Annotated in this window: 18 protein-coding genes; 6 read left to right on the top strand and 12 right to left on the bottom strand. The window is 65.4% G+C overall.

Annotated features, from left to right (window positions below; translation table 11 throughout):
• The 5 genes from BM031_RS26420 to BM031_RS24555 form a co-directional block, all read right to left on the bottom strand.
• A partial coding sequence (locus BM031_RS26420) for a DUF4372 domain-containing protein (protein ID WP_143084708.1) occupies nucleotides 1-187 on the bottom strand: 187 nt, incomplete at its 3' end.
• Between the two features lie 191 nt (nucleotides 188-378).
• On the bottom strand, nucleotides 379-765 hold the full coding sequence (locus tag BM031_RS24570; RefSeq protein WP_091877542.1) for a cupin domain-containing protein: 387 nt from the start codon (nucleotides 763-765) through the stop codon (nucleotides 379-381).
• Nucleotides 766-859: 94 nt separating this feature from the next.
• Nucleotides 860-1,276 (bottom strand): hypothetical protein, encoded by a 417-nt coding sequence (locus BM031_RS24565; protein WP_091877540.1) that lies wholly within the window; start codon nucleotides 1,274-1,276, stop codon nucleotides 860-862.
• Between the two features lie 4 nt (nucleotides 1,277-1,280).
• A complete protein-coding gene (locus tag BM031_RS24560; protein ID WP_091877538.1) occupies nucleotides 1,281-2,063 on the bottom strand; it encodes a Mut7-C RNAse domain-containing protein in 783 nt (260 codons plus the stop codon).
• Nucleotides 2,057-2,845 carry a DUF72 domain-containing protein gene (locus tag BM031_RS24555; protein WP_091877536.1) on the bottom strand — a complete coding sequence of 263 codons (789 nt, stop codon included), beginning with the start codon at nucleotides 2,843-2,845 and terminating at the stop codon, nucleotides 2,057-2,059. The genes BM031_RS24560 and BM031_RS24555 overlap by 7 nt, the downstream gene beginning before the upstream one ends.
• A gap of 134 nt (nucleotides 2,846-2,979) precedes the next feature.
• Between BM031_RS24555 and trxC the strand changes: the two genes are divergently transcribed.
• Entirely contained in the window at nucleotides 2,980-3,423 is a 444-nt protein-coding gene (trxC, locus tag BM031_RS24550; RefSeq protein WP_091877534.1) for a thioredoxin TrxC, read from the top strand.
• Nucleotides 3,424-3,523: 100 nt separating this feature from the next.
• On the top strand, nucleotides 3,524-3,886 hold the full coding sequence (locus tag BM031_RS24545) for a DUF4870 family protein (RefSeq protein ID WP_091877532.1): 363 nt from the start codon (nucleotides 3,524-3,526) through the stop codon (nucleotides 3,884-3,886).
• Nucleotides 3,887-3,998: 112 nt separating this feature from the next.
• On the opposite strand, the gene BM031_RS24540 is transcribed toward BM031_RS24545, so the two are convergent.
• The 4 genes from BM031_RS24540 to phaC form a co-directional block, all read right to left on the bottom strand.
• Nucleotides 3,999-5,165 carry a cystathionine beta-lyase gene (locus tag BM031_RS24540; protein WP_091877530.1) on the bottom strand — a complete coding sequence of 389 codons (1,167 nt, stop codon included), beginning with the start codon at nucleotides 5,163-5,165 and terminating at the stop codon, nucleotides 3,999-4,001.
• A 19-nt stretch (nucleotides 5,166-5,184) separates the two neighbouring features.
• Entirely contained in the window at nucleotides 5,185-6,576 is a 1,392-nt protein-coding gene (rimO, locus tag BM031_RS24535; RefSeq protein WP_091877546.1) for a 30S ribosomal protein S12 methylthiotransferase RimO, read from the bottom strand.
• Nucleotides 6,577-6,750: 174 nt separating this feature from the next.
• Nucleotides 6,751-7,311 carry a polyhydroxyalkanoate synthesis repressor PhaR gene (gene phaR, locus BM031_RS24530; protein WP_091877528.1) on the bottom strand — a complete coding sequence of 187 codons (561 nt, stop codon included), beginning with the start codon at nucleotides 7,309-7,311 and terminating at the stop codon, nucleotides 6,751-6,753.
• A gap of 200 nt (nucleotides 7,312-7,511) precedes the next feature.
• Nucleotides 7,512-9,266, bottom strand: coding sequence for a class I poly(R)-hydroxyalkanoic acid synthase (gene phaC / locus BM031_RS24525; protein ID WP_091877526.1), 1,755 nt, complete (start codon nucleotides 9,264-9,266; stop codon nucleotides 7,512-7,514).
• A 45-nt stretch (nucleotides 9,267-9,311) separates the two neighbouring features.
• Here phaC and BM031_RS24520 point away from each other — a divergent pair, with 45 nt between their 5' ends.
• Nucleotides 9,312-9,551 (top strand): hypothetical protein, encoded by a 240-nt coding sequence (locus BM031_RS24520; RefSeq protein WP_091877524.1) that lies wholly within the window; start codon nucleotides 9,312-9,314, stop codon nucleotides 9,549-9,551.
• A 25-nt stretch (nucleotides 9,552-9,576) separates the two neighbouring features.
• On the opposite strand, the gene pgeF is transcribed toward BM031_RS24520, so the two are convergent.
• On the bottom strand, nucleotides 9,577-10,353 hold the full coding sequence (gene pgeF / locus BM031_RS24515; RefSeq protein WP_091877522.1) for a peptidoglycan editing factor PgeF: 777 nt from the start codon (nucleotides 10,351-10,353) through the stop codon (nucleotides 9,577-9,579).
• Nucleotides 10,353-11,390 carry an RluA family pseudouridine synthase gene (locus BM031_RS24510; protein ID WP_229409186.1) on the bottom strand — a complete coding sequence of 346 codons (1,038 nt, stop codon included), beginning with the start codon at nucleotides 11,388-11,390 and terminating at the stop codon, nucleotides 10,353-10,355. The genes pgeF and BM031_RS24510 overlap by 1 nt, the downstream gene beginning before the upstream one ends.
• Before the next feature lie 97 nt (nucleotides 11,391-11,487).
• Between BM031_RS24510 and BM031_RS24505 the strand changes: the two genes are divergently transcribed.
• Nucleotides 11,488-12,327, top strand: coding sequence for an outer membrane protein assembly factor BamD (locus BM031_RS24505; RefSeq protein ID WP_091877518.1), 840 nt, complete (start codon nucleotides 11,488-11,490; stop codon nucleotides 12,325-12,327).
• 29 nt (nucleotides 12,328-12,356) lie between these two features.
• On the opposite strand, the gene yaaA is transcribed toward BM031_RS24505, so the two are convergent.
• Nucleotides 12,357-13,127 carry a peroxide stress protein YaaA gene (gene yaaA / locus BM031_RS24500; protein WP_091877544.1) on the bottom strand — a complete coding sequence of 257 codons (771 nt, stop codon included), beginning with the start codon at nucleotides 13,125-13,127 and terminating at the stop codon, nucleotides 12,357-12,359.
• A 30-nt stretch (nucleotides 13,128-13,157) separates the two neighbouring features.
• Here yaaA and BM031_RS24495 point away from each other — a divergent pair, with 30 nt between their 5' ends.
• Both BM031_RS24495 and BM031_RS24490 read left to right on the top strand, forming a co-directional pair.
• Nucleotides 13,158-13,613: a putative toxin-antitoxin system toxin component, PIN family gene (locus BM031_RS24495; protein WP_091877516.1), complete on the top strand. Its 456-nt coding sequence runs from the start codon at nucleotides 13,158-13,160 to the stop codon at nucleotides 13,611-13,613.
• Between the two features lie 28 nt (nucleotides 13,614-13,641).
• The gene (locus tag BM031_RS24490) at nucleotides 13,642-14,799 is read left to right on the top strand and encodes a pyridoxal phosphate-dependent aminotransferase (RefSeq protein WP_091877514.1); all 1,158 of its coding nucleotides are present in this window, start codon (nucleotides 13,642-13,644) and stop codon (nucleotides 14,797-14,799) included.
• The last annotated feature ends 129 nt before the right edge of the window (nucleotides 14,800-14,928 follow it).

The following is a 14,928-nucleotide window of genomic DNA, read 5'->3' as shown; positions in this document are numbered from 1 at the left end:
TGAAGCCAGTTTCGAGGGCACGCAAACTCGGCGCTCCGCTGGCCTGCGCATACACCATCGCCGTCATGTGATTCCAAGGCTTGAAGTGCTTGGTGTATTTGGCGGCATTGTGGCGGGCGACTGCCTGATCGAAGGCAGCGCGGGGCAGCCCCTTCATTAATTCTTGAAATGTCGTTATGCTGTACATGGTTGCAGGTTTGGTTTTTAAGTTGGCAAACCGAGGTTAACCCTCGTAAACCAATGCCTGCAACCCCTCCTTGCTAAGTCAAGCAAATTATTCCGGACAGCAGTGGGCCTCCGCCGGAACGACGTGCATATTTCAACTTAACTGAACAGCATTACGGCCCAGCCGGCTTTACTTCGTCCCGTGCGCCGGCATCAATGCCCATGCTGGCGCTCGTACTCGTCCGCTTCCGCCTTGTTGGCGTGGATGATGCCGTCCGGGTGCTCGGGCGGCGTGTACAGGGTGTACAGGCGCATCGGCTCGGTCGTCGAGGTGTTGATGACGTTGTGCTCGGTGCCGGCCGGGATCACGACTGCGGTGCCGTCTTCCAGCGCGTGCTTCTCGCCATCCAGGATCGCCACGCCCTCGCCCGCTTCGACGCGGATGAACTGGTCGTGGCCTTCGTGGTGTTCCATGCCGATCTCTTCGCCCGGCTGCAGCGTCATGATCACGAGCTGGCTGCGCTTGGTGGTGTAGAGCACTTCGCGGAAATTATTACCGGCAAGGGTTTTCTCTTCGATGTTGATGCTGTAGCCCGACATTGTCTTCTCCTGATAAACGAAAGCATGCGGCCGTTGCCGCCTCGTCCACATTGTATAAGAGCCAAGCGAAACGCGCGCCGGACTGGTCTTCCGGCTAGGGCGCACCGAACAGGTCGTGGGCGTCGAGCAGCGCATACGCGATCTCGGGCCGCTCGTTGAGGCAGCGCCGCACGGCCGCCGGGATCGACTGGCGCGCCTTCTTGCACAGCCCGGGCTTTTCTTCCAGCACCACGATGATGCCGCGCACGGTGCGCACCTCGTTCGGTCCCGGTTCGATGCGCAGCGCGACGCCCAGGTTGCGGTGAATCACCGCCTGCACATGTTTCAGGTCTTCGTAGCTCTCGATGCGCTCGATGCGTTCGATGAGCTTCTGTTCCTGCAGGCGGTTGAGCGCCAGCGGCCGGTGGTCGGCCTGCGGGTCGGCCACGACACGGTCGTACTCGCACACGCAGGCGCCGGGCGGGCACGCGCTGCGAATCGGGAAGGGAAACGGCGAAACGGGTTCGGTCACGCTGTCACGCGGGGGAGTCTGGGAGTGGCGGCAATTCTACATCAGTGGAGGTGCGCGCCACGCCCTCGAGCAGCGTTCGCATGCGCTCATGATGCGAGCCGTTCCAGTAGACGCGGCAGCACTGGTCGCACGTCGTGAAGTCCTCATGGGTCGCGGCGACGCGCGGCGGCAGGCGATCGAGCACCTCCGCCTTGCTGGCCGGGCGCAGCGGCTGGTTGCAGTGCAGGCACAAGGAAAACGCCCGCACGTCGCCTGCCAGCCGCAGCCGTGCGAACAGTTCGCGCAACTGTGCTGGCGGATCGATCGCATGCAGGTAGCAGCCGAGCTCAACCGTGCGGCGCTTGAGCAGCTCGCGGTCCCGTGTCAGCAACACGCGGCCTTCCGCGCGCGCGACGCGTTCGATCTCGTCGTCGTGGTAGTGATTGTCGTAGAGCGTGTCGTACCCCGCCATGCGCAGCAGCCGCGCCAGGGCGCCCAGGTGGGCATCGGCGACAAAGCGCAAGCGCCCCGCAGGCCACACGCGCAGCTGCTGCAACGGTCCGTCCTCGGCGGTCCCGAAGGATGGATACACCCCCACGCGGTCGCCGTCATCCAACCGCTGGTCGAAGCCGGCCTGCTCCCCGTTCACCAGCAGCAGGCCGACTTCCGTATGGGGCACGCCCAGCGCTTCGATGATGTGCTTGACCGTGGCGTCGCGCGCGCAAGGCAGCGCGAACTCCTGCTGCCGCCGCTCGCGCGGCAGGAAGGCATTGAGCTGCGCATGGAAACGAAAGCTGGCGGTCACCATGGTGGCGACAGTATCGCCTTGTCGTCGAGCGCCTGTCCATCGGTCCCATGCAGCAGCTCCAGCGCATTGGCGACCGCTTCGCCAGAGGCGGTGTTATCGAAGATGCACCAGCAGGTACGGCCGGCCGCGACATGCCGGGCCAGGTCGCGCCGCACCGATTCGACATACTCGGGCGTATAGCGCGAATAGTAGATGCGCGGCGTGCCGTGCAGGCGCACGTAGACTGTCTCGGCACTGGTCGGCACGTGCGGTCCGGGCTGGCCGGCGGCCGGGTCGGCAATGACCCGGGTGACGCGGTGCTCGGCCAACAGCTCGGTCGCGGCCTCCGAAAACCAGCTCGGATGCCGCGCCTCGAACGCGACACTGCAGCCAAAGATCCGGTGCAGCTGGCCGAAGAAATCGCGCGCGGCCTGGTCGATGAAGCCGAACTTGGGCGGCAGCTGCACCAGCAGGCAGCCCAGCTTGTCGCCCAGCTCTCCCGCCTCATGGGCGAACTGCACCAGCAGCTGCTCGACATCGACCAGGCGGGCGTCGTGCGTGATGGCGCGCGGCACCTTGACCGCAAAGCGGAAATCCTCGGGGACCGAATCGGCCCAGCGCACATAGGTGGCCGGCCGGTGCGGGCGGTAGAAGGACGAGTTGATCTCCAGCGCGGGGAACACGGCGGCATAGCGTTCCAGGTGGCTGCCTTCGGCCGGAAAGGCGTCGGCGCTGGCCTTGGGCAGGCTGGAGCCGGCACAGCCGACCAGCAGGCGGCCCGTCGGTGTGGCTTTCTTGGTCATGGATGTGGCAAATGTGGCAATGCCACGATTCTACGCAATGGCCGCCGCCGGTGGCGCATCGCTGGCAACGTTCGCCTGCATGCGCGCGCCGATCGGCTTACAATCGGCCTGTCCAGGAAACCCGAGGAGCAGGAATGAGCGAACCGATCCATATCGTCTGCCCGCAATGCGAGGCCGTCAACCGGCTTGCGTTGGAGCGGCTGCGCGACGCGCCCGTGTGCGGCAAGTGCGCCCAGGCGCTGTTTACCGCCAAGCCGCTGGAAGCCGACAGCGCGCGCTTTGGCAAGCATATCGCCCGCAACGACATCCCGGTGCTGGTCGATTTCTGGGCCGAGTGGTGCGGGCCGTGCAAGATGATGGCGCCCCACTTCGCGCAGGCGGCCCAGCGCCTGGAACCACGGGTGCGGCTGCTGAAGGTCGATACCGAACGCAACCAGGACCTGGCGGCGCGCTTCGCCATCCGCAGCATTCCCACCCTGGCCCTGTTCCGCGGCGGCAGCGAAATCGCGCGCCAGGCGGGGGCCATGGACGCCGGCCGGCTGGTCGCCTGGGTCGAATCGCAACTAGGCCAGTCTTGAAGAACCCGGCCAGCGACCCTATGTTGGTAAAACAGCAGCACTCGCTGCTACAATGCGTCGCGTGCCGGGCGTTTCCGGTGGCCAACTGAGGAGAAAGCTGATGTCGCAAGACCTGGTAATGGATCGCGGAACCGAGGACGCCAAGCAGTTCGCGCGCCTCCTGTACATCGCACATGCGCTGACCTTCCTGTTCTCGGCCGGCCTGCTGTCGATCCTTGTCCTGATCGTCAACTACGTCAAGCGCCCCGAGACGCAAGGCACCATCGTGTATTCGCACCACTCCTGGATGATCGGGGCGTTCTGGTGGTACGTGGTGTGGTCGGCGGTGGCCTGGGTGCTGGCGGTGACCGTCATCGGCATCCCGCTTGCGCTGCTGGTGTGGGGCGCGGCCTGGCTGTGGGCAGCCTACCGCATCATCCGCGGCTTCCTGGACCTGAACAGCAACCGGGCCATGCCGGTGTAATCGCAGTTCGGTCTGGTAGGGTGGTCGGGTTCCCCGACCGCGCGTTCGACTCCGGCCCGCACCGTGGCGACACAGGCGCAGCTTGAACACGCGGTCGGCGGAGCCGACCACCCTACGCTAACAATTGTTCTAGCGCCTGTTCGATGTCGGCGATCAGATCCTGCGGGTCTTCCAGGCCGACATTGAAGCGCACCAGCATGCCCGCGTCCTGCCACCCGCTGCGGATCGCCCTGATCCGGTACGGCATCACCAGGCTGTTCGGACCACCCCAGCTGTAGCCAAGGCCGAACAAGCTCAAGGCATCGACGAAGCGATCGGTCTGCGCTTCGGTATAGCGCGGATCGAACAGCACCGAGAACAGGCCGCCGGCGCCGCTAAAATCGCGCTGCCAGTGGGCGTGTCCCGGGCAATCCTCGAAGGCCGGGTGCAGCACCTTGGTAATTTCCGGACGCGACTTGAACCAGGCCGCCAGCGTGCGCGCGCCGGCATCGTGGGCGTCGAAACGCAGCTTCATGGTCGGCAGGCCGCGCATCACGAGGTAGGCATCATCCGCGCCAACACCGAGGCCCAGACGCATGTGGGCCTGTGCCAACTGCTCGTTGAGCGCGGCCGCGCGCGTGATGACGGCGCCCATCAACAGGTCGGCCCCGCCGGACTGGTACTTGGTGAGCGCATGCATGACGATGTCGGCCCCCACGTCGAAGCCGCGCAGCGCCAGGCCCGCCGACCAGGTGTTGTCGAGGGCGACCGGAACGCCCTTCTCTTTCGCGGCGCGGCAGATCGCCGGCAGGTCCGGCACTTCCATCGACACCGATCCCGGCGCCTCCGCCCACACCAGCCTGGTCTCAGGCCGGATCAGGCCCGCGATGCCGGCGCCGATCATCGGGTCGTAGAAACGCGCGCTGACGCCATAGTCCTGCGCCAGCCAGCGTCCCAGTTCGCGGTTCGGGTTGTAGACGTTCTCGGGCAGCAGCACGTCGTCGCCGCTTTTCAGGAAGGCGAAGTTGATCATCGCGATCGCCGCCAGGCCGGACGGCGCCAGCAGGCAGTGCGCGCCGCCTTCGATGGCGGCCAGGCGCGCTTCCAGCGTGAACGTGGTGGGGGTGCCGTGCAGGCCGTAGGTGTAGCCGGTCTTGTCCTTCCACTGTCCCGAGCGCATCGCGGCGACATTCTCGAACAGGACGGTGGAAGCCCGGTGGGTGCCGGGTGGGAAGGCATCGAAGCCGCCGGGCGGGACGTAATCGCTGTGGATCAGGGAGGTCTCGACCGACTTCTTCATGCGCGCTCCTTCTGCGTGCTCAGGCGACGCTGGCCCACAGGTCGTGGGCGTCGGCCTTGGTGATCACGACGTCGATGAACTGGCCGACGGTCGGCTTGGCCTTGCCCGGCGTGAGCGAGCGCTTGATATGGACCACGCCGTCGATTTCCGGCGCATCGGCGGCGCTGCGGCCGATCGCTTCGCGCGCGCCCACTTCATCGACCAGCACGCGCATGGTGCGGCCGACCTTGGCCTGCATGCGCTTGAGCGAGATTTCTTCCTGCAGCAGCATGACGCGCGCGCGGCGCTCTTCGCGCACCGCTTCCGGCACCGGATTGGCCAGTTCGTTGGCGGTGGCGCCTTCGACCGGCGAATAAGCGAAACAGCCCAGGCGATCGATCTGCGCTTCGCGCAGGAAGTCCAGCAGGTATTCGAATTCTTCTTCGGTCTCGCCCGGGAAGCCGGCGATGAAGGTCGAGCGGATGGTGAGGTCCGGGTTCATCTTGCGCCACGCCAGGATGCGGTCGAGGTTCTTCTCGCCGCTGGCCGGGCGCTTCATGCGCTTCAACACGTCCGGGTGGGCGTGCTGCATCGGGATGTCGAGGTAAGGCAGCAGGTGGCCATCGCTCATCAGCGGGATCACCTGGTCGACGTGCGGGTACGGGTAGACGTAGTGCATGCGCACCCAGGCGCCGTGCTCGCGCGCCATCTCGCGCAGGGCTTCGGCCAGCTGCGTCATGTGGGTCTTGACCGGGCGGCCCTTCCAGAAGCCGAGCTTGAACTTGACGTCCACGCCGTAGGCGCTGGTGTCCTGCGAGATCACCAGCAGTTCCTTGACGCCGGCCTTGAACAGGTTCTCGGCTTCCTGCAGCACCTCGTGGATCGGGCGCGACACCAGGTCGCCGCGCATCGACGGGATGATGCAGAAGCTGCAGCGGTGGTTGCAGCCTTCGGAAATCTTGAGGTAGGCGTAGTGCTTGGGCGTGAGCTTGACGCCGGTATTGGGCACCAGGTCGAGGAAGGGGTTGTGCTCGGGCCGCGGCAGGTGCAGGTGGACCGACTCCATCACTTCCGTCACGGCGTGCGGGCCGGTCACGGCCAGCACCTTCGGGTGCACCTTGGTGATGATGTCGTCGCCCGCCGCATCTTTCTTGGCGCCCAGGCAACCGGTAACGATGACCTTGCCGTTTTCGGCCAGCGCTTCGCCGATCGCGTCGAGCGATTCCTGCACCGCGGCGTCGATGAAGCCGCAGGTGTTGACGATGACCAGGTCGGCGCCGTCATAGGAGTTGGCGGTCTGGTAGCCTTCCGCGCGCAGTTGCGTCAGGATCTGCTCGGAGTCGACCAGCGCCTTGGGGCAGCCGAGCGACACGAAGCCGACTTTCGGCGCAGCCACGCCTGCGGCCGGGCTCGGGATGACGAGCGCGGGCATGGCAGGAGCGACGGGGGCGGCAGCGTTGGCTGGGAGCGGATTGCGGCGGAGTTCGGTCATGAGCGGATGCAAAGTTTCTGGGCAATCCGCGATTGTACCCGAAGCGGGTCGCCAGAGGGAACCGGCGGGGAGCCGCGCCGGCCCTTGCAGGGGCCGGCGGGTGTCGCAAAAAGGCTACTTCTTGTCGGTTGGCGTGACGCCTGGGAAGGGGAAGGCGCCGAACATGGCCTTGGACTGGCTCTGCATCTGTTCCTGCATCTGCATGAACAGGCTCTTCGACTGGTCGATGTAGTTGTTCATCATGCCCTGCATCATCGGGCCCTGGACGTTCATGAACTGGGTCCACATTTCCGGGCTGAAGGGCTTGCCTTCGATGGCGCCGGCCGCGTTGCTGGTGAACTTGTTCTGGATGTCGGTGAAGGCCTGGACGTTCTTTTCCAGGTAAGAACCCATCATGCCCTGCATCGCGTGGCCGTAATACCGGATGATCTGGGACAGGACGGCGCTGGAGAACATCGGCGCGCCATTGGCTTCCTCTTCCAGGATGATCTGGAGCAGGATGCTGCGGGTCAGGTCTTCGTTGCTCTTGGCGTCGACGACGGTGAATTCGTCGGCATCGAGCACCAGCTGCTTTACGTCGGTCAGGGTGATATAGGAACTGGTCTGGGTATCGTACAGACGGCGGTTCGGGTATTTCTTGATCAAACGTTCAGCACTCTTTTTTGCACTACTCATCTCATGTCTCATCGTTGTGCGTTGCGGCAGCGTAGGCCGCCCGCTATTTTTCTTGATTGGTCACCAAAAAAGCCGGCCCGGGGGCCGTCCACGAGGCAGGATATTGCCTTGCGGGACGGAGAGTTTCACACCATACCACGACGCGCGCGCAGGTGCAGCAATTATTAGGATGCTCACTTCCGTGATGATTTTGGCATCGATCAATCAGCGCGGGCCTTGACGTAACGGCCCGGCGCCGCTTCGGTCGGCTGGTACTTGTCGTTGCCCGCCGCGCTAGGCGCCGGCACGTCCGCGCCGCCGTTCTGCGCCAGGAACTTGGCCCATTCCGGCCACCAGCTGCCCTTCTGCTCGGTCGCGCCGGCCATCCAGGCTGCGGCCGTCTTCGGACGCTGCTTGCCGCCCTTGTCATTGACCCAGTGGCTGCGCTTGTTCTTGGCCGCCGGGTTGATCACCCCGGCGATGTGGCCCGAGGCGCCCAGCACGTAGCGGTTGGCCTTGGCGTTCTTCGGGTTCAGCAGCGCCATCGAGGCGAACGCCGCTTCCCACGGCACGATGTGGTCTTCCTTCGATCCATACAGGAACACCGGGGCATCGATCTTGCCGAGGTCGACCGGTACGCCGGCGACCGTCAGCGCGCCCGGTTCGCGCAGCTTGTTTTCCAGGTAGGTGTTGCGCAGGTACCAGCAGAACATCGGGCCCGGCAGGTTGGTGCTGTCGGCATTCCAGTACAGCAGGTCGAAGGCCGGCGGTTCCTTGCCCTTGAGGTAGTTCTGCTGCACGTAGTTCCACACCAGGTCGTTCGGGCGCAGGGCCGAGAAGGTGGTGGCCAGGTCGCGCCCCGGCATCAGGCCGCCCTTGGCGAGCGACTGCTCGCGGTGCGCCACTTGCGCTTCATCGACGAACACCTCGAGCACGCCGGTGTCGCTGAAGTCCAGCAAGGTGGTCAGCAGCGACAGGCTGGCGGCCGGCTGCTGGCCACGGGCGGCGAGCACGGCCAGCGCGGTGGCGGCGATGGTGCCGCCTACGCAGAAGCCGAACACATGGGTCTTGTCCTGGCCGGTGATCTCGCGCACCACCTCGATCGCCTTGATGGCGCCCGTTTCCACGTAGTCGTCCCAGGTGGTATTGCCGAGCGTGCGGTCCGGGTTGCGCCACGAGACCATGAACACCGTATTGCCCTGCTCCACCACGTAGCGCACCAGGGAATTTTCCGGCTGCAGGTCGAGGATGTAGAACTTGTTGATGCACGGCGGGATCATCACCAGCGGCACCGCCTTCACGGTCGGGGTAGCCGGCGTGTACTGGATCAGCTGGAACAGTTCGTTCTCGAACACCACCTGGCCGCTCGAGGTGCCGACATTCTCGCCCACCACGAAGGCCGACTCGTCGGTCTGCGAGATGCGGCCCTTTTGGATGTCCGCCAGCATATTGCTCAAGCCCTTGGCCAGGCTCTCTCCCTTGGTCTCGATGAGTTTCTTTTGCGCTTCCGGGTTGGTGGCGAAGAAGTTCGCGGGCGACATGGCGTCGACCACTTGCTGGACCGTGAAGCGGATCTTCTGGCGCTCGCGCGGGGCGGCGTCGACGGCGTCGGCCAGGGCCAGCATGAATTCGGAATTGAGGAGATAGGACGCGGCCGAGAACGCCGACATCGGGTTGTCGCGCCATTCGGCAGCCGAGAAACGCTTGTCATGGAACTCGGCCGGCTTGCCACTGATAAAATCCTGCCACAGCGCGCCGGCCTTCTTGAGGTAGTCATCGCGAATCGCCTCGAGCTTCGCCGGAGCGATACCCACCCCGAAATCCTTGAGGATGCCGGCCAGCGGATTGGCGCCGCCCGCGGGCGGGGCCATGCCAGGCATCGCTTGCGGCAAGCTGGTCCAGCCCTGCCAGAGCGTCGGGTCGGCGAATTGGGTCATCCAGGAGGCGGCAAAAGCTTGGGGATCAGGCATATTCATGTCAACGTCCGTTATTTTAGTTTCGGTACATCAAGGAGAAAGCTCATGTGGATCGTCGCCGTAGCCTGGATTTATGTCGTGGTGCTGATGGCAGCGACCGAACCGACCATCGTGCATGGACTGATGACGTTCCTGTTCTATTGCGCCCTGCCATTATCCATTGTTTTCTATCTCACCGGGTCAAAACGCCGGCGCGCGCGGCGCGAAGCCCAGGCACGGAACAACGCGGCAGTAGCGCCGGCCGCCACCGGTATCGATGGCGACAGCGGCGCCCCGGGCAGCTGAGTATTCTCGCCCGGCGCACCGTGCCCTACTTGATCCAGATCAGGCTGGCCTGGCGGCCGGTGACGTGGTCGCGCCGGTAGGAATAAAAGCGTTCCGGCGCCGTGGCCGTGCAGACGCCGCCGCCGTGGATGCGGGTCACGCCATCGCGTTCCAGCATCAGGCGCGCCAGCATAAAAATGTCGGCCAAGAATTTTACCGGTTGGTCAAAGACTGGCGAAAAAGCGGCCAGCGTCGCCTCCCCCGGCATCGCCGCGGCAAAGGCGTCGCGCACCTCGGCGCCCACCTCGAAGGCGGTGGGGCCGATCGCCGGCCCCATCCATGCGGTGATGTCCCCGGCGCCTGCCGCGCGCATGGCGCGCACGGTCTCGCCCAGCACGCCGCCGGCCAGCCCGCGCCAGCCGGCATGGGCCGCACCCACCACCTTGCCGTCCAGGCTGGAGAACAGCACCGGCAGGCAGTCGGCGGTCATGATCGCGCACACCACGCCGGATTGCGTGGCGACGCTGGCGTCGCCCGTGCGCACCGGCTGCCCTGGGCCAACGGTGGCGGCGTCGACCACGGCGGCGCCATGCACCTGCGCGATCCAGGCCGGGCGGCCCGGCAGGCAAGCCTGCAGGCGCTCGCGGTTCACGCGCACGAGTTCGGGGTCGTCGCCGCAGTGCAGGCCAAGATTCAACCCGCCCCCACCCTTGCCGTCGTCGTAGGGCCCCTGGCTGACCCCGCCATCACGGCTGGTCGCAAGCGCGCCCACGGTGGCCGGCAGGTCGGGCCAGTGTGGCCATACGAGGCTGGACGCCTCCATCATGCTTCGATGTTGTCGTCGCCCGGTTCGGGGATGCCGGCTTTGGCGATGAGCTCGGCGAAGTCGTCGGCCAGCGGCACCGTCCATTCGCACTGCTCGCCGGTGGCCGGGTGCACCAGGCCGAGGCGGCGCGCCTGCAGGGCCTGGCGGTGGAAGACCGGGGTCAGGTGCTGCTTGCCATAGACCGAATCGCCGATGAGGGCGAAACCCAGGTGCTGCATGTGGACGCGGATCTGGTGGGTGCGCCCCGTTTCCAGGTTACAGCGCACCAGCGATACCGGGCGGCGGTCGAGCGAGCCGGTGGCGACCAGCTTGTAGTGGGTGATGGCCGGCTTGGAGAACGGGCTCGACGACACCGCCATCTTGACCCGGTCCTTCGGGTGGCGGCCCATGCCGGCATCGATGGTGCCGCGGATTTTCGGGGTGCCCCAGACCAGCGCGAAGTATTCGCGCTTGACGGTGCGCGCCTGCAGCTGGCGCACCAGGTCGGTCTGCGCCGCCAGGTTCTTGCCCACTACCATCAGGCCGCTCGTATCCTTGTCGAGGCGGTGCACGATGCCGGCGCGCGGCACGCCCACCAGTTGCGGGCAATGGTGCAGCAGGCCGTTGAGCAAGGTGCCGGTCCAGTTGCCGGCGCCCGGGTGCACGACCAGCCCGGCCGGCTTGTTGACCACCAAAATGTCGTCGTCCTCGTAGACGATGTCCAGGTCCATCGCTTCGGGCGTAAAGGCCGTGTCTTCCGGCGCGGCCTGCGGTTCGATGACCACGGTTTCGTCGCCGTAGGCGGTGCTCTTGCCCTTGGCCGGCTTGCCGTCCACCTTGACGAAGCCGGCTTCGAACCACAGCTGCAGGCGGGCGCGCGAGAACTGCGGCACCAGGCCGGCGACGACCTTGTCGATGCGCTGGCCGCAGACCTCGGGCGTCAGGTGCAGGGTGATCGGCGAGAAGTCGATGCCGGGCGCGGCCAGCTCGAAGCCGCCGTCCAGGTCATCGTCCAGGTGCGCATCTTCCGCATCCAGCTCAGGGTTGAAAGGCAATTCCGCCGAATTCGGCGCAGGAGTTAATATCACGTGAGTCCCATCGGCTATAATCAGCCGTTCGTTGAATCTAGGTAAAACTTTCTTGCAAAGAGCTATGCAAAAAAAATTGTCTGTGTTGGTCGCCGCTTGCGCCCTTGTCGGTCTGTCCGCTTGCAGCATGTTGCCTGAGCGTGCCGATGAAACCAAAAACTGGTCAGCGGAGAAATTATACGCTGAGGCGCGCGGGGAGATGAATTCCGGCTCCTACGAGGCAGCCATCAAGCTGTTCGAGCGCCTCGAATCGAACTATCCGTTCGGCACCTACGCCAACCAGGCGCAGATGGAAATCGCCTATGCGCACTACAAGGCGCAGGACCAGGCGGAAGCCCTGGCCGCGGTCGAGCGCTTCATCAAGCTGCACCCGAACCACGCCCAGGTCGATTATATGTATTACCTGCGCGGCCTGATCAACTTCAATGACCAGCTGGGTTTCCTGAGCTTTATCTACTCGCAGGACCCGACCGAGCGCGACCCGAAGGCAACGCGTGAAGCCTTTGCCGCGTTCAAGGTCCTGGTCGACAAGTTCCCGAACAGTAAATATGCGCCGGATTCGATCGCGCGCATGAACTACCTGGTCAACGCGATGGCGCAGTACGAAGTGCACGTGGCGAATTACTACTACCGCCGCGGCGCCTACCTGGCCGCCCTGAACCGGGCCCAGGTCGCCGTGCAGGAATACAGCGATGCCCCGGCGCGCGAAGAAGCGCTGTTCCTCATGATCCGCGCCTACGACAAGCTCGGCATGCCGGTGCTGCGCGACGACAGCCAGCGCGTGTTCGTCCTGAACTACCCAAACAGCCGCTTCCTGAACCCGAACGCGGTGGGCGACGCGCCATGGTGGAAGTTCTGGTCCAAGGGTGGCGCCAAGCCGTCCCCGAAAGACGCGACGCTGTAAGTACCCCGCCGCCGGCCCACGCCGGCGGCCTAGGCCTCCTGGCGGCGCCTGAATACCCAGTCGCGCTCGCTGGACGCCGCGCTGTCGAAGGCATAGCCGTCGACGTCGAATCCCTTGAGCTTGTTCGGGTCCTTGATGGCGTGCTGCGCCGCGTAGCGCGCCATCAGGCCGCGTGCGCGCTTGGCGAAGAACGAGATGATCTTGTACTTGCCATTCTTCCAGTCCTCGAAGACCGGGTTGATGACGGGCGCGGCGAGCAGTTTCGGCTTGACCGACTTGAAGTATTCTTCCGATGCCAGGTTGACCAGGGCCTTGGCCCTGGTCGCCGCGATCTGGTCGTTGAGCGCCTCGGTGACGGTGTCGCCCCAGAATGCGTACAGGTTGTTCCCGCGCGGGTTCTTCAGGCGCGTGCCCATTTCCAGGCGGTAGGGATGCATGCGGTCCAGCGGACGCAGCAGACCATACAGGCCGGACAGGATGCGCACGTGGCGCTGGGCGTAATCGATCTCCTTGGGTGCGAGCGTGCGCGCATCGAAGCCGCCATAGACATCGCCATTGAAGGACATGATCGCCTGGCGCGCCTTGGCGTGGTCCGCGTCCCAGTGCGCATAGCGCGACACGTTCAGCATGGCCAGCGTATCTGACAAGTCCATCAGTTCCGCCACCTGGGCCGGCGAATGGCCGCGCAGCACCTCGACCAGCTCGGCGGCTTGCGGGATGAAGTCAGGCAGGGAATGTTTCCTGGTGGTGCTTGGGGAATCGAGGTCGAGGGACTTGGCGGGCGACAGGACAATCAGCATCAGATGAATCACTAAGAAAATATTGCCCACATGATACCCGTTCCAGCCAAACCCATCGTCATCGACACCAATGTCTGCCTCGACCTGTTCGTGTTCCGGGACCCGCGCTGGGCGCCACTGCTGGCGGCCCTCGAATCGGGCGCCACCGTCGCCGTAACGCGCGCCGATTGCCGCGACGAATACCTGGCGGTGCTGCGCTACCCCCACCTGCCGCTCGATGACGCGTCGCGCGCGATTGCGGCGGCGCGCTTCGATGCGCTGCTGCGGGTGGTGGCGCCGGACGCGAAGCACGTGCGCCTGCCGGTCTGCACCGACCGCGACGACCAGAAGTTCCTGGAACTGGCGCGCGACGCCGGCGCCGAGGTGCTGGTGACCAAGGACAAGGCCCTGCTCAAGCTGAACCGCCGCACCGTGCGCGACGGGCTGTTCAAGATCATGCTCCCGGAAGCCTGGCTCAAGCTGAACGCCGCGCCCGCGCTAGAATAGGCGCATCATGTCCTTTCCCTGCCACGCCATGAGCACTCCCTCCCTGCGCACCCGCCTGCCCGCCGTGGGCACCACCGTCTTCACCCAGATGTCCCAGCTGGCCGCCGAGCATGGCGCCGTCAACCTGGGCCAGGGCTTCCCCGACTTCGGCTGCGACCCGCGACTGGTCGACCTGGTGAACGAGGCCATGCGCGCCGGCCACAACCAGTACCCCTTCATGACCGGTGTGCCGGCCCTGCGCAGCGCCATCGCGGCCAAGGTCGAGGCGCTGTACGGCCGCAGCTACGATGCGGCCAGCGAGATCACCGTCACCGCCGGCGCCACCCAGGCCATCATGACCGCGATCCTGTGCAGCGTGCACCCGGGCGACGAAGTGATCGTCATCGAGCCGGCCTACGACAGCTACCTGCCGTCGATCGCGCTGGCCGGCGGCGTGGCGGTGCCGGTATCGATGCGGGTGGGAGACCAGGGCTACAGCGTGCCCTGGGATGCCGTGGCGGGGGCCGTCACGCCGCGCACCCGCATGATCGTGGTGAACTCGCCGCACAACCCCACCGGTTCCGTGCTGCGCGCCGCCGACCTCGATGCGCTGGCCTGCATCGTGGAGGGCAGCGATATCCTGGTCTTGTCGGACGAGGTGTACGAGCACATGGTGTTCGATGGCCAGCAGCATGAGTCGGTCGCGCGCCACCCTGTGCTGGCCGAACGGGCCTTCCTGATCTCGAGCTTCGGCAAGACCTACCACGTCACCGGCTGGAAGGTCGGCTATGTGGCGGCGCCGGCTGCCTTGACGGCGGAGTTCCGCAAGGTCCACCAGTACAACGTGTTCACCGTGAATACGCCGATGCAGCATGGGATCGCCGGCTACATGGCCGATCCCTCGCCCTACCTGGACCTGCCGGCCTTCTACCAGAAGAAGCGCGACCTGTTCCGCGCCGGCCTGGCCGGCACGCGCTTCGAGCTGCTGCCGGCGGACGGCACGTATTTCCAGTGCGTGCGCTATGGCGCGATCTCGGACATGCCGGAAGCGGAGTTTGCGAAGTGGCTGACGGCCGAGGCGAAGGTGGCGGCGATCCCGGTGTCGGCGTTCTACAGCCGGCCGACCGAATCGGGCATCGTGCGCTTCTGTTTTGCGAAGAAGGATGAAACGCTCAAGGCGGCGCTGGAAAGCCTGTCGCGCTTGTAGGGTGGGCGGCTCTGCCGCCCGCGCGTTGAAACGGTCGGTGCGTCGAGCCGATGCGACTTGCAGCCGCTAGCCGAACGCGCGGCTGGCGAAGCCGGCCACCCTGATATGTATTGACCCGTCAAGCGTTTC

It is taken from the genome of Massilia yuzhufengensis, assembly GCF_900112225.1.
GTDB lineage: Bacteria > Pseudomonadota > Gammaproteobacteria > Burkholderiales > Burkholderiaceae_D > Telluria > Telluria yuzhufengensis.
Note: the sequence above shows the minus strand (reverse complement) of the source record. Positions and strands in the feature narration are given on the sequence as shown.